The sequence below is a fragment of the Solitalea koreensis genome, from assembly GCF_900182575.1.
GTDB lineage: Bacteria > Bacteroidota > Bacteroidia > Sphingobacteriales > Sphingobacteriaceae > Solitalea > Solitalea koreensis.
The window spans coordinates 1-14,369 of the sequence record NZ_FXSZ01000003.1 but is presented as its reverse complement, the minus strand read 5'-3'; the positions used below and the strand labels follow the sequence as shown (position 1 = coordinate 14,369).

Sequence of the window (14,369 nt, the reverse complement as noted above, 5' to 3'; positions counted from 1 at the left end):
TTCCCAACAATTAGTTAAGCTTCATTCCCTTCATTTTGTTATAAAGTGTTTTTCTATCGATATTCAAAATGGCAGCGGCTTTGGTTTTATTGAAGTTAACCTGACGCAATACTTTTAATATGGCATCCTGTTCTGCTTCCTGAGCCGCTGCTTTGAGATCGTTTGCTGAAACTGCCGGCTTTTCTATCGTTTCATCCTCACTCAATGGCACAACTGAACGTTGGAAAATGGTGCTTAATCCTGCTTCTGAAAGCTCTAATGGCAATGATTTAACTTCCACCATACGTTCGTCTTCGGTTAATAACGCAGCACGGCGCACCACATTTTTCAATTCACGAATATTTCCAGGCCAACTGTAATTCATAAAATAACTTACCACTTCAGGAGAAAAACCTGTTATGTGTTTATTCAGCTCTTTACTGCTAATTGCTAAGAAATGCTCCGCAAACAACATTAAATCAGAACCTCGTTGTCTTAAGGGAGGTATTACAATGCTAAACTCGTTAAAACGATGATATAGATCTTCTCTGAACCTCCCTTTTTGAACAGCTTCCCATAGGTTTTCATTGGATGCAACCAATATTCTTACATCCAAATCAATTTCTTTGATACCGCCAATTCTTTTCACCCGGCGCTCCTGAATAACACGGAGTAATGAAACCTGTGTTTCATAAGAAAGATTGGCCACTTCATCCAAAAAAATAGTTCCCCCGTTGGCCATTTCAAAATGCCCGATTTTTTGAGCAAAAGCACCTGTAAATGAACCTTTTTCATGGCCAAACAATTCACTGCCTGCCAATTCTTTTGAGAGCGATCCACAATCAAGTGGAATAAATGGTTTGTCCTTACGAGAACTGTTCATGTGAATCATATTCGCTACTGATTCTTTGCCGGTACCACTTTCTCCAAATAAAATTACACTGTAATTAGTTGGAGCCACTAAGCTGATTTGGCGGTAAAGCTCTTTGGCGGCTGTACACTCGCCCATGATGTAGGAGCTGGTATATAAAGCAGGTTTTCCCCTAGCAGGCTTTGCGGTTTTAGCAACTACCACGTCATTCGTATCCGCTGCGTCACTATCCACAGCAACAGCAGTGTTAGCCTGTGTATCGTTTCTAACTTCGGCGATTTCTAATGCCTTGTTAATGGTGCTTAAAATCTCATCGGGATATAATGGTTTTGATATGTAATCGTATGCTCCGTTTTTAACCATTTCTACAGCAATTTTAACATCGGAATAACCGGTGATAATAATAACCATGGTAGTAGGATGAAGCTCCAGAATATTCGTAAGCATCTGACGACCATCGGTATCTTCCAAACGGTAATCACAAAGCACAAGGTCGTAATAGTTATTCTTTAGCAATTCCATTGCTTTGGATCCACTGTTTGCCGTATTTACGCCAAAGCCATGTTTACTTAAAAACCGGGTTAAGAGAACACCTATGTTTACCTCGTCGTCAATGATTAAAATATTTTTCATTAATGTTTTTTATAATTTGGTTTGGTTAAGATTGACACTATTATATAAACACACAAAAACTAAATTGTGTGGAATTTTTTACACAAATTTTGATTTTCTTTCATTAACTGGCAATACGATGAACGATCGAATGAATTTCCTTGCCGGAAAAAGGTTTATCGACAAAATAACTGGCTCCGCTATCAAGAGATTTACCGCGCTCGTTATTTCCATTACACACACTGCTGCTAATTACATGTGCCCCGGGATGAATTGACTTTATAATCTCAATCAGCCTTAAAGCCTCTAAACCAGCACCATCTGCTAAGTTTATGTCAATAATGATTATACCCGGACTGCTTGATACTATGACGTCATACCCTTCACGAAGAGACTGAACGCATTGTACTTCAAAACCATCTTTCATCAATGAGAACTGCAGTAATCTGCATGTATCCTTATCACTATCGATGATTAATATTTTATTGTTACTTACCATTTCATCCATAGTAAGGCAAAGGATGAACCAAAATTAGTAATTGGTTAGTGGTAAGAAGTTATTAGCCTTACTTTTGGGTATTGTTTCTATTGCTTTTGATTTGATTGACTTTTGTGTTCTTGAAAAGCTACTACTAATCCTCAAAACGTAAATGCTTAATTGTATTTCCTTTGTTGATTAGTTGATATAACGAGTCAATGCCAATATGGAGGTGTTGTTCAACGAATTTCTCCGTTACTTTTTTATCACTTTCTACAGTTTTAACACCTGCAGCAATCATCGGCTGATCAGATACTAAAAGAAGCGCTCCAACCGGAATTTTGTTATAAAACCCTGTGCTGAAAATAGTAGCCGTTTCCATATCAATAGCCATGCATCTTATCAAACGTAAATACTCCTTAAACTCTTCATCATGCTCCCAAACCCGTCGATTAGTTGTATACACCGTTCCTGTCCAATAATCGCGTTGGTGATCACGTATAGTGGTCGAAACGGCCTTCTGCAGGTTAAACGCCGGTAAAGCGGGTACTTCTGCAGGAAAATAGTCATTTGAGGTGCCTTCGCCTCGTATTGCAGCAATAGGTAAAATTAAATCGCCCAATTCATTTTTCTTTTTTAAGCCTCCGCATTTGCCTAAAAATAATACCGCTTTAGGCTGAATAGCTGATAAGAGATCCATAATAATTGCAGCATTAGGGCTACCCATTCCAAAATTAATGATCGTTACGTCGCCTGAAGTGGCATTCATCATAGGCTTATCAGTCCCTCGCATTTCGACCCCCATCCATTCAGCAAAAAGTTTTACGTAGTTATTAAAGTTGGTCAGTAAAATATGGCTTCCAAATTCTTCGAGGGGCACACCAGTGTAACGAGGCAGCCAGTTAGTTACAATTTCTTCTCTGCTCTTCATAAAAATGCATTCTAATTAACAAGATAGAAAAAGCTAACGACTTCAAAAAATGCAATACGTTTCTCTATGAGGATTGTCTCTTTTTTATTTTCCCAAAGTATAGCTTTAATACGAGCCCAATAGCATCTACCGCTGAAATATCCTAATTCCCAAATTGATAAAGGTAATATCCTTCAAAATTTACATGTCGGGCAACTTTAAGTTCTGAACCTAAACAGAGCCGAAACCGGGTTAAATGTATTACGATTTAAAAAGCCCGGGTTGAATCCATGCCTTTTGATTTATTTCTAAAAAAAGGCGGTCAAAGTAATCGAGATAAATTGCCAAGGCTCCATCAGAATAATCGGAGATGCTACTTAGCTTTGTAGCAGAAAGCATGGCCATTAAACGAAATTTATGATTGAGCTGAGACATTTAATTCGGGCCAAATTGATCGTTTTTTGAGTGGTGCTATCGGCTTGGGCTGCACTTAGAAAAGGGATCAATAAAATAAAGAAATCAAAGGAAGGACGGACAATTGGATGCCTTTAGCGGCCTTTGCAATCAACCAGCAAACAGAAAAAAGCCGATCAAAATTGACCGGCCTCTCATTAAAAAATTGTTCTTAATTTATATTAGAAGGCAAAACCTAAACGCAAACCAATAAATGAATTAGTTTCTCCGTTTACAGACTGACCTTCATATCTTAAACCAAGGTCAACAAACTTCTCATCAGCAACCGGGAACGCATACCCAATACCTGGAGAATAAATAAATGAAGTGGAAGAATTGTCGCCCGTTCCAAAACCGGCGCCTAATTCACCCGAGCCATAAAAGTTGCTGCTGAAATAATATTTAGCTCCTGCTTTTACCGGAATAACGCCAAAAGCATCTGTCACGTCTTTAAAGTCTTCTTTGGGAATGAAAGAAGTATATCCAGCCGATAGCATCCCTGAAAGTTTAGCACCAAATGGCATTTCATAACGTAGAGATCCGCCAAACAATGTTCCATAAACATCATTTAAATTGCCCACGGTTAAGCCCGTTTCAAAGCCAACATTAAAGAGTTTTTTACCAGGCGCTTCTTGAGCAGAAACAGTGTTTAAACCTAAGAAAACGACAAGAGCCGTTGCTAGGAATAATTTTAGATTTTTCATGTTATATGTAATTTTAAAAGTCTTTTTCGTCTACATGAAGTTTGTGTAAGAAACGATGAATTACCGGGGCCAATAGAACAGCGCTGGTGGTAAGGAAGGCTACGCCACTGAAAATAGCATAGAAAGAAGCAAATAGTTTACCTGCGTCTGACTCCATTCTGTCAACCGGCCCCATGCCTGTTAATATCATTGAGGCATTCAGTAAAGCATCTACCCAATTTAAATTTGCAAAACTATGGTAGCCAAACATTCCTAAACCTAAAGAAGCGCTGAGCATTAGCAAGGCATAAAAACCATATCGCAGCAATCGTTTATGGTACACTTTTACCGGGGCAAGCGGCTTATGCTGAGGTTCGAACATAAAGCAAGCTTATTTACCTTGAAAATTGGCTTTTCGTTTTTCCAGAAATGCCTGGGTTCCTTCTTTAAAATCTTCAGTTCCGAAACACGTAGCAAACTCATCAATCTCCACAGAATAGCCGCCCTCTGAAGCTTTAAAATGAGCATTTATGGCACGAATGGCGCTTGCTATCGCTAGTGGTGCTTTTACAAGAATCTTATTCATGATTTCCTCGCATTTGGCCATTAAATCATCTTGTGTCGTTACATGATTTACCAAACCTAAGGTTTTAGCTTCTTCGGCTGTTACCATATCGGCAGTCATGATTAGTTCCAATGCTTTTGCTTTTCCAACCAGTTGTGTTAAACGCTGAGTTCCGCCGTAACCAGGGATCAGGCCCAGGCCCACTTCAGGCAAGCCAAGTTTTGCATTCTCGCTTGCTACGCGTATATGACAAGCCATGGCAAGTTCTAATCCTCCTCCAAGAGCGAAACCGTTTACCGCTGCAATTACCGGTTTAGGGCTGTTTTCTATTAAATTAAATACGGTGTTGTGCCCATCTTTTGCCAATAATTTACCTTGCTCAATATCAAAATCAGCAAATTCTGAAATGTCTGCGCCAGCAACAAAAGCTTTAGGCCCATCGCCAGTGATGATGGCTCCTCCTGCTTGGGAATTGTTATGCAGCTCATGAATTGCAGAGTTAAGTTCCAGCAAGGTATATTTATTTAAAGCATTTAGCTTGGCTGCTCGATTAATGGTAATATAAAGGATGCGGTTTTGTATCTCAACTTTAATGTTTTCGTATTGCATTACACGGATTATTGAAGGTGATTAAAAATCTCTGTTTGCTTTCGTCCAATTGGTGATGTATTCCACAATATCAGTTGTTGTGGTTCCCGGAGGAAATAATTTACCCACGCCAATATCATTTAACTGTTTCATGTCCTCTTCCGGAATAATTCCACCGCCGGTGAGCAATACATCATCCAGGTGTTTTTCCTTCATCAAATTCATGATCTTAGGAAATACCGTCATATGGGCTCCCGAAAGAATACTAACACCTATAGCATCTACGTCTTCCTGTAAGGCAGTATTTACAATCATCTCAGGCGTTTGGCGAAGGCCGGTGTATATTACTTCCATACCTGCATCACGCAATGATGTGGCTATAATTTTTGCACCACGATCGTGCCCGTCAAGGCCGCATTTGGCCACTAAAACTCGTATTGGTCGATTCATCTGATTGGTTTCAAATTTCAAGAAGTAATGAATTTATACTTCCCATATGCTAAGGTACAAAAGTAATTTTTCTTTAATCAATAGGGAGAAGAAAGACAAGTGACATAAGCGACAAGATACAGATGATATTGTTACTCATTTTCACAAGCAAAGAAACCCCATTGGGTTATTAACCGTTAACGATTAGCCATTAACTTAATTCAGTTGCTATATTTGTGCTTTAAATTCAATTATATGAGTGAAGAAAGATCCCTGAATTTCCTGGAAGAGATCATAGAAAATGATATTGCCAATGGTGTTAATAACGGAAGAGTGCTTACGCGTTTCCCTCCTGAGCCTAATGGCTATTTACATATTGGCCACGCCAAATCAATTTGTTTAAATTTTGGTATTGCTCAGAAGTATAATGGAAAAACCAATCTTCGCTTTGACGATACCAACCCTGTTACTGAAGATACTGAATATGTAGAAAGTATAAAAGAAGATATTAAATGGCTTGGTTTTGAATGGGCCGAGGAACTTTATTCTTCCGATTACTTTGACCAATTATATGAATTTGCGGTAACGCTTATCAAAAAAGGATTGGCTTATGTAGATGATTCATCTGCAGAAGAAATTGCAGCTCAAAAAGGGACGCCAACTGAACCGGGTACTCCTAACCAATACCGCAGTCGTAGCATAGAAGAAAATCTTCAATTATTTGCCGATATGAAAGCCGGTAAATACAAGGATGGAGAACGAGTGCTTAGAGCGAAACTGGATCTTGCATCTCCGAACATGCACATGCGCGATCCACTTATGTACCGCATTAAACATGCTCACCACCACCGTACCGGAGATGCCTGGTGCATTTACCCTATGTATGATTTTGCACACGGACAAAGTGATGCCATTGAAAAAATCACGCATTCAATCTGTACGTTGGAATTCATTCCACATCGACCGCTATACGATTGGTTCATTGAAAACCTGGAGATTTTTCCTTCAAAACAGTATGAATTCGCCAGAGGTAATATCAACTATACCGTAATGAGCAAGCGCAAGTTGCTTCAATTGGTAAATGAAAATTTGGTTAATGGCTGGGATGACCCACGTATGCCAACTATCAGCGGATTACGTCGCCGTGGTTACACGCCATTGAGTATTCGTAATTTCTGCGAACGCATTGGAATTGCCCGTCGTGAAAATCTGATTGACTATAGCTTGCTGGAATTCTGTATTCGTGAAGATTTGAACAAAACCGCCTGGAGACGTATGGCTGTTTTGGATCCGATCAAAATGGTAATAACCAATTATCCAGAAGGTCATGTTGAAATGCTGGAAGGCGAAAACAATCCGGAAGTGGAAGGCGGCGACGGTTCACGTCAATTACCATTTAGCCGCGAGCTTTGGATCGAACGTGAAGATTTTATGGAGAATCCTCCGAAAAAATTCTTCCGTTTAGGACCAGGTTTGATGACCCGCTTGAAAAATGCTTATATCGTTAGATGCGATGATTTCGTAAAAGATGCGGAAGGAAATGTAACCGAAATTCACTGTTCGTATTTCCCGGAATCCAAATCAGGAAGCGACACCAGCGGAATTAACGTAAAGGGAACCATTCACTGGGTAAGCATTCCACACGCAAAAACCGCTGAAATTCGCTTGTACGATCGTTTGTTTAAGGTAGAAGATCCAAGCAATGAGGATGGCGATTTCAAAGAGTACATTAATCATGAGAGTTTACAAGTGCAAACTGCTTATATTGAACCTGATTTAGCAAAAGCAGAAACCGGACGAGGTTATCAGTTTATTCGTAAAGGATATTTCTGTGTAGATAAAGATTCAAGTTCTGAAAACTTGATTTTCAACCGCACCGTAACGTTGAAAGATGCATGGGCGAAGGAAGTGAAAAAAATGTAAGCTAGAGCAGAAAGCTGAAAGTAAAAGCTGAAAGTAAAAAGATAAGTCGCAACTTAAACTTTTTGCTTTCAGCTTTCTGCTTTTTAATACTTTTTGTACAAATTATATAAAATGGCTTTATCACTTTCGGTAACAATCGGGCGAAGGTCGTTTTGTATGAAATGACGCTTGAAAGCTACTAAAGCAGCATTTATGTCGCTGGTATCGTAGCCAATAACATGCAATGCTTCAAAAGGATTAAATTCGGCCGGAGGTGTTTCCAATACTTTATCATACCATAGCCCATATCCCTTTTCGGCTAGTGTTTTCCAAGGGAAAAATTCATTTGGATCAGGTTTGCGTTTGGGGGCTATATCAGCGTGGCCGATAAAATTACTTGTTGGAATATTATAGGTTTTTTTTAATGTCTTTAGCAATAACAACAAGCTGTTAATTTGAGCGTCGGTAAAAGGCTGCGCTCCGTTATTATCCAGCTCAATACCTATCGACATAGAGTTGATGTCCGTATTGTTTCCCCATTTGGCAACACCTGCATGCCATGCACGCAAATAATCATTTAACATATGATAAACCTTACCATCTTTTGCAACCACATAATGGGCACTTACCTGTGATTTTTGCAGTGTAAAGGTTTTTAAGGTTTGAGCAACTGAATCCTGAGCCGTATGGTGTAAAATAACGTAATTAGGTTTGCGGAGATTGAAATTTGTAGTGGGCACCCATAACGATGATGCAGGATCAGAGTCTATCGGAGTGGGCTTCATTTGTTTCAATGTTTTAATATAGGCTTTCAGCTGTTGCTTGTACAGCTTTTCACTTGCAGCATAAGGTTTAGGAGAGCAAGCAGACAAAAAAAACATCGGACCAAGTAGAAGGAATAGTATTGTAGACTTTGAATTCATTGTTAGTGTTAAAAATTGAACGGCAAGGTAACGAATACAATTATCAGAAAAAATGAAAGCCCCGCTTAATCGAGCGAGGCTTCTAAAAATATAAATTGATTTATTTTCTATTCGTTCACTAATGTTAAGAATTTGTTTACGCGTTCAGCGGTTTCTTCTTTGCCAATTAGAGCCGCGATATCAAAAACTGCAGGACCAAATTTGCCGCCAACCAGCATAATGCGGAATGGCAACATCAGTTCTCCCACTTTAATTGCTTTTTCTTCTGCCAAAACCTTGAAATCATTTTCAAGATCGGTTGCGTTCCAGTTTGGCGAAGCAGCGATTTTAGTTAATAAATGTTCAAAAAAAGTTGTTTTATCGTCATTCCATTTAGGTTTTACAGCAGAAATATCCAACTCAGCCGGACGACGGAAAAAGAAAGAAGCTTGAGGCCAGAAATCGGTAAGCAAAACGCAACGATCTTTAACCAAAGCAATCACTTTATCCAGATAATCTTGATCAGTAACCGTAATGCTGTTCTTTTCCAAAACTTCTTCAACCATTAGTCTTAAACCTTCAACCTCTGATCTTTTTATCCACTCCGCATTAAACCATTTTGCTTTTTCGAAATCGAACTTCGCTCCGGCTTTGCTTACACGCTCCATCGAGAACTTTTCGATCAGCTCATCCATCGTAAAGATTTCCTGTTCGGTTCCGTCATTCCAACCAAGCATGGCAAGCATGTTTACAAACGCTTGCGGCAGAAACCCTAATTCACGGAAACCGCGCGTTAAATCACCTGTTTTAGGGTCAGTCCAGTTCATTGCGTAAACCGGGAACCCTAAACGATCACCATCGCGTTTGCTTAATTTACCATTGCCTTCTGGTTTTAAAATCAAAGGTAAATGCGCCCATTCAGGCATTTCAGCTTCCCATCCTAAATACTTCCAAAGCAATAAATGCACAGGGGCAGACGGCAACCACTCTTCACCGCGGAAAGCATGTGATATTTTCATCAAGTAATCATCTACCACAACAGCCAAATGGTAGGTTGGCATTCCGTCCGCTTTTAATAATACTTTATCATCAACCAAAGTTGTGTCAAAGCTTACTTCGCCACGAATCATATCTGTAAAAGAAATGGTTTCATTGGCAGGCATTTTTATACGGATAACATGCGGAACGCCGCGTTCCAAGTATTCTTTTACTTCAACATCCGTTAAGGTAAGGGAATTAACCATTTCATTTCTGAATGCTTGTCCGTATTGGAAATTAGGAATCTCCTTACGTTTGGCGTCCAATTGTTCAGGAGTATCGAAAGCATAATAAGCATGACCTGCGCTCAATAATTTCTCGGCATATTCCAAATACATCGGTTTACGCTCACTTTGACGGTAAGGAACAAATGGCCCGCCCGCAACAGGGCTTTCATCGGGCTTTAAACCACACCAGTCCAAACATTCCATAATGTATTCTTCGGCTCCTTCTACATAACGTGTTTGATCGGTATCTTCAATACGCAACACAAACTCGCCACCATGATGTTTGGCAAACAGATAATTAAACAATACTGTGCGAACACCTCCAAGGTGCAAACCTCCGGTAGGGCTTGGTGCAAAACGAACTCTTACTTTTTTCATTGTTGGATAAAAGATATAAGAACAAAGATCAAAGACCAAGTTGGCCTATTTTTAGATCCTTTCTCAATTAAAAAATGATGCAAATATAGGTTTTTGGAATTTCTCTTTTATTGAGCCCCAGCTTACTTTTCGGCCTTGTGTTTTTCTCAATGTGTTTGTGGTTGTTTTTTATGAACTTCAGCTTTTTTGTTCATTGGGCGCTCCGCTTTGTTCTTTTGACCCATAAACTGTAATTTGCCTTTAATGAGAATGGATGTTTATACACAAAAACGCGGCTGGAAGCTTTTTTTAATCTTTTTTGCATTGGCCATTGGAGCCATTTCGACGGTTTACACCAATTATTTGGCAAGCATGGTCGCTGCGGTTGAGCGTCGTAATGCAGAATTATGGGCGATCAGCACCAAAATGAAAATTGAGGTAGAGGATGAACATTTCCTTGATTTCCTTACGGAGGTTCAAAAAAGATACACAGACATTCCTGCCATCATTGTCGATTCTCATGATGAAATTCTGCAATACACTAAACTGGATTCAACGAAAACCAATAATAAAAATGAAAAGGATAAAAAATATGATCACAAATACTTTATGAACGAATTAGCGGCCATGAAAAAGCAACATCCGCCCATTGCTATTGAAATGATTACCGGCGAGAAGCTTTATGTCTATTATAAAGATTCTAGCTTGCTTACTTCCTTGAAATATTTTCCTTACCGACAATTAACCAGTATATCAGTATTTCTTATTATGTCATACCTGGCCTTTAGTTCATCACGGCGTTCGGAACAAAATCAGGTCTGGGTGGGTATGGCGAAAGAAACGGCCCATCAGCTGGGCACTCCTATTTCTTCCATGATGGCATGGCTTGAAATTCTAAAAGAAAAATACGGCCATAAAGATCAGGAACTGTTGGGTGAAATGGAGCATGACATTGTAAGGCTTCAGGTTATCGTCGAGCGTTTTTCAAAAATTGGGTCCGTGCCGGTTTTGGAAAAACACAATGTTTTGCAGGTTGTCAGCAGTTATATGGAATACCTTGGAAAACGTCTTTCGCGCAAAATCAAAATAGAAATTACAGGAGAACCTTTGGATGCCGAATTAAGCATCCCTTTGTTTGAATGGGTCCTTGAAAATTTATGTAAGAATGCAGCCAATGCGATTGGAACTAACGAAGGGAAGATTGTTATTGCGGTTAGTAAAGGCAAAAAAAATCATGTTTATGTGGATGTAATGGATACGGGGGGAGGAATTCCTAAATCGAAATTTGAAACCGTTTTTCAACCTGGATATACTACCCGCAAAAGAGGCTGGGGGCTGGGATTGACGCTTACCCGCCGAATTGTGGAAAACTATCATAAAGGACAAATTGTTGTGAAGGAATCAGAAATAGGGAAGGGCACAACATTTAGAGTGACGCTGAACGGTTAAAACAGTTTCCAGTTCATAGTCAACAGTCCACAGAAAATTGGGATCTCGCTAAACCTGAATGTTGAAGCAGAAGGGACCAATGGAATCGATAAAATCTAATCCAAAACAATGTGTAATTACAAAAAAATAAATAAAAATGATTTGGCATCAAGCATTTACCATCGATGATATTAATAACAGATATAATGACAAGAATCATATTGGTGCACTCATCGGTATTGAATTCACCGAAATCGGCCCCGATTTCCTAAAAGCTACCATGCCTGTTGATGAGCGCACACATCAACCTTACGGGCTGTTACATGGAGGGGCTTCCGTAGTATTAGCAGAAACGCTGGGCAGTGTTGCGTCTGCTTTATGTGTCGATCATGAAAAATTCAATTGCGTTGGTTTGGAGGTGAATGCCAACCATATTCGGGCGGTGCGCAACGGACAGATTACGGGTATTTGCACACCCTTACAAATCGGATCAACCATTCATGTATGGGAAATTAAAATGTATACCGATTCCGGAAAGCTAAATTGCAGCAGCAGGTTAACGGTAATGGTTATTCCGAAGGGAAGAGTTTAAAAGTAAAAAGTCTGCAGTAGTGAGTCCAAAGATGAAGGAGCTCAATACTACAGACTCAAGACTCGTGGCTAGACTATTAATCTAGTTGTCGTTCTTCTTGTAATGTTTTCTCTTTTTGCGCTTTTTCTGCTTTTTCCTTTTCTTCTTCAGCTTTCATTACCCGATAAGAACCCAACAGCCCAATACCTCCACAAATAAATATCATTGAGAAATAAACAGCGGTCTGTTTTTCTTCTTCCATTTCGATAAATACATAGTTGGTAAGTATAAAGGCTAATATTAAACCTACGCCTACGCCAATAAACAAGAGACCCCATTTTAATACACCACTTGGCGAGCGGCGCTTACGAGCTCCAGGAACCATACCACGTTCAATCATGGCCATTCGTTCTTTATTATCTAGGTATCGTAAGCCGAATACCATTAAAAAAGCTCCCAGAGAAATTAAGATCGGAACTAATATACCTTCCATTTTTATAGTTTTTAATTGTTTACGTTTTTGTTAATTATCGATTCGCAAGCGATTTGTAACTATGACTACCATTTATTCTCCAAGGTTACAGTAGAAAAAAGAAAAAATCAGCGCTTAATGCAGTAGCTTTAAAAATCTTCGCTTTTTGTAACTTTATATCATCGAGATACATTGGTCTTTAACCTTACATCTTTTTATCTTGTGTCTAAAAAAGTGTAACCAAAAACAATTTGATGGCGTCATAGTTTAAAATGTCGGTAAAGCTTTCAGATATAGAACTCATTGATCTTGCTTTAGAGGGGAACCAGGGCGCCTATGTCGACTTGATCAACCGTCATCAGCGCTATGTATTTACATTGGCTTTACGTTTCACTAAAAATCGTGAAGATGCAGAAGAAGTCGCCCAAGACAGCTTTTTAAAAGCATTTCGCTCATTGACGGCATTTCAACGCAATTCAAAATTTACCACTTGGCTGTATTCCATCGTTTACACAACGGCCATGAGTAAATTACGTAAGTCAAGGCTTGATACCGACTCGCTGGATGATGTACTTCATCCTGTTTATGTTGAGAATTATAGCACAGAGGATACCAGCCGAGGTTTGGAAAACAAAGTGCAAAAAGAATATATTAATAAAGCTATTGAACGTTTATTGCCTGATGATGGAATGATTATTTCATTGTTTTATCTTGCAGAACAATCATTAGAGGAAATTGCTCAAGTAATGAACATGCCGGCCAACACGGTAAAGGTTAAACTGCACCGAGCCCGACAACGATTAAAGATACAGTTAGAGCAATTGCTCAAACACGAAATAAACGAATTGTTATAGGCCTTCTTAAAAATAAGCAGGGATATGAAACGGATTACAGAAGAACAACTTTGGGATTATGCAGATGGCTTACTTTCAGCCGATGAAGCTAAAGAAATACACAGCCTGATAGCTGCCGACCCCTCGTTGCAAAAGAAATTGGAAGAAATAAAAGCCATAAGCAAGTCATTAGCCGAAATGACTTTGGAAACCCCATCCGTTGATTTTACCTCAAAAGTAATATCGGCATGGAAAACTGAATTAGCCAGCCCCAAACCCGCTGCTTTAAAAACAATCGTAAATAAAAAAATAATATACGGGGTAGCTGGTTTATTTGTGGTTAGCATTCTTGCCTTATTGGCTTATACAGTGGCGGCAACAGTCAATGTACCAGCAAGCGGAATTTATGATTTGAGTAAATATAGCTCCAGCCTTCCGAAAGTAAATGCCGACGTTATTTTCAGCAATAAATTATTTTATCAACTATTTTTCTTACTAGATGTTGTTTTGTTGCTGATATTTGTCGACAAGTATTTAAGAGTAAAGAAATTAAAAAAACAATACGCGTAATGAATTTTAAAAGGTGGGCTGAATTATTAATTGTTGTTCTTTGTATTTCAATTGGAGTTAGTGGTTGTGTTGACAGTGGTAATAATAACCGTTATAATCTCATAGCAGGCAGGTGGCTTGAAAAAGAACGGTTATTAGACGGAACTTCTCAAGGAATTACAGGCCGTCAGCATATATTTTATTCAAATGCCGAATACGCTTTAATCTGCGGCCCTTCTGAACTTTGCATTCAGACTCCTCCGGGTGAATGGTCATTGCTTAGTGAAAAAACATTGCAGGTTGTATATGCGTCAGCCATAAATATCTATACTATTACTAAAATCGATGCATCGAATTTATGGCTGGAATACAGAGAGGGCGGTAAAACAGTTACCCTCAAGCTCGTTAAATTGTAATTGTAAAAAAATGAATCGTCCTGAAATAGGTTGACAGAATTTTATACTAATCCCGGTTATGCAAGTGACCGGGATTTTTGTTGGTAAACACTTTCTGGTGTTTTCA

The 14,369-nt window shown here is 39.1% G+C and carries 16 protein-coding genes; 6 read left to right on the top strand and 10 right to left on the bottom strand.

Features of this window, described 5'->3' with window-relative positions:
• Window positions 1-10: 10 nt before the first annotated feature.
• The 7 genes from FN756_RS05595 to FN756_RS05565 all read right to left on the bottom strand — a co-directional run bounded on the left by FN756_RS05595 (window position 11) and on the right by FN756_RS05565 (window position 5,589).
• On the bottom strand, window positions 11-1,483 hold the full coding sequence (locus FN756_RS05595; protein ID WP_142602235.1) for a sigma-54-dependent transcriptional regulator: 1,473 nt from the start codon (window positions 1,481-1,483) through the stop codon (window positions 11-13).
• Between the two features lie 103 nt (window positions 1,484-1,586).
• Window positions 1,587-1,961: a response regulator gene (locus FN756_RS05590; protein ID WP_246085433.1), complete on the bottom strand. Its 375-nt coding sequence runs from the start codon at window positions 1,959-1,961 to the stop codon at window positions 1,587-1,589.
• 133 nt (window positions 1,962-2,094) lie between these two features.
• Window positions 2,095-2,871 (bottom strand): AMP nucleosidase, encoded by a 777-nt coding sequence (locus FN756_RS05585; protein WP_142602231.1) that lies wholly within the window; start codon window positions 2,869-2,871, stop codon window positions 2,095-2,097.
• A gap of 614 nt (window positions 2,872-3,485) precedes the next feature.
• Window positions 3,486-4,007, bottom strand: coding sequence for a hypothetical protein (locus FN756_RS05580; protein ID WP_142602229.1), 522 nt, complete (start codon window positions 4,005-4,007; stop codon window positions 3,486-3,488).
• 13 nt (window positions 4,008-4,020) lie between these two features.
• Entirely contained in the window at window positions 4,021-4,368 is a 348-nt protein-coding gene (locus FN756_RS05575; protein ID WP_142602227.1) for a hypothetical protein, read from the bottom strand.
• Between the two features lie 9 nt (window positions 4,369-4,377).
• Window positions 4,378-5,160: an enoyl-CoA hydratase/isomerase family protein gene (locus FN756_RS05570; RefSeq protein WP_142602226.1), complete on the bottom strand. Its 783-nt coding sequence runs from the start codon at window positions 5,158-5,160 to the stop codon at window positions 4,378-4,380.
• A 21-nt stretch (window positions 5,161-5,181) separates the two neighbouring features.
• On the bottom strand, window positions 5,182-5,589 hold the full coding sequence (locus FN756_RS05565; protein ID WP_142602224.1) for a cobalamin B12-binding domain-containing protein: 408 nt from the start codon (window positions 5,587-5,589) through the stop codon (window positions 5,182-5,184).
• Window positions 5,590-5,823: 234 nt separating this feature from the next.
• Between FN756_RS05565 and FN756_RS05560 the strand changes: the two genes are divergently transcribed.
• Window positions 5,824-7,491, top strand: a complete 1,668-nt coding sequence (locus FN756_RS05560) for a glutamine--tRNA ligase/YqeY domain fusion protein (RefSeq protein ID WP_142602222.1) — start codon at window positions 5,824-5,826, stop codon at window positions 7,489-7,491.
• An 83-nt stretch (window positions 7,492-7,574) separates the two neighbouring features.
• Here FN756_RS05560 and FN756_RS05555 read toward each other — a convergent pair whose 3' ends face one another.
• Window positions 7,575-8,393, bottom strand: a complete 819-nt coding sequence (locus tag FN756_RS05555; protein ID WP_142602220.1) for an N-acetylmuramoyl-L-alanine amidase — start codon at window positions 8,391-8,393, stop codon at window positions 7,575-7,577.
• A gap of 107 nt (window positions 8,394-8,500) precedes the next feature.
• Window positions 8,501-10,015, bottom strand: coding sequence for a glutamate--tRNA ligase (gene gltX, locus FN756_RS05550; protein ID WP_142602218.1), 1,515 nt, complete (start codon window positions 10,013-10,015; stop codon window positions 8,501-8,503).
• Window positions 10,016-10,264: 249 nt separating this feature from the next.
• On the opposite strand from gltX, the gene FN756_RS05545 reads away from it, so the two are divergent.
• Together FN756_RS05545 and FN756_RS05540 are read left to right on the top strand one after the other, a co-directional pair.
• Window positions 10,265-11,443, top strand: a complete 1,179-nt coding sequence (locus tag FN756_RS05545) for a sensor histidine kinase (RefSeq protein WP_142602217.1) — start codon at window positions 10,265-10,267, stop codon at window positions 11,441-11,443.
• Between the two features lie 136 nt (window positions 11,444-11,579).
• Window positions 11,580-12,014 (top strand): hotdog fold thioesterase, encoded by a 435-nt coding sequence (locus FN756_RS05540; protein ID WP_142602215.1) that lies wholly within the window; start codon window positions 11,580-11,582, stop codon window positions 12,012-12,014.
• A gap of 76 nt (window positions 12,015-12,090) precedes the next feature.
• Here the strand turns inward: FN756_RS05540 and FN756_RS05535 are convergent, their stop codons facing one another.
• Entirely contained in the window at window positions 12,091-12,486 is a 396-nt protein-coding gene (locus FN756_RS05535; protein WP_142602213.1) for a DUF6249 domain-containing protein, read from the bottom strand.
• A gap of 251 nt (window positions 12,487-12,737) precedes the next feature.
• Between FN756_RS05535 and FN756_RS05530 the strand changes: the two genes are divergently transcribed.
• Genes FN756_RS05530 through FN756_RS05520 form a run of 3 tightly spaced genes read left to right on the top strand, consistent with a single transcriptional unit; the run spans window position 12,738 to window position 14,263 of the window.
• A complete protein-coding gene (locus FN756_RS05530) occupies window positions 12,738-13,319 on the top strand; it encodes an RNA polymerase sigma factor (protein WP_142602211.1) in 582 nt (193 codons plus the stop codon).
• A gap of 24 nt (window positions 13,320-13,343) precedes the next feature.
• Window positions 13,344-13,868 carry an anti-sigma factor family protein gene (locus FN756_RS05525; protein WP_142602209.1) on the top strand — a complete coding sequence of 175 codons (525 nt, stop codon included), beginning with the start codon at window positions 13,344-13,346 and terminating at the stop codon, window positions 13,866-13,868.
• On the top strand, window positions 13,868-14,263 hold the full coding sequence (locus tag FN756_RS05520; RefSeq protein ID WP_142602208.1) for a hypothetical protein: 396 nt from the start codon (window positions 13,868-13,870) through the stop codon (window positions 14,261-14,263). The genes FN756_RS05525 and FN756_RS05520 overlap by 1 nt, the downstream gene beginning before the upstream one ends.
• Window positions 14,264-14,369: the final 106 nt, after the last annotated feature.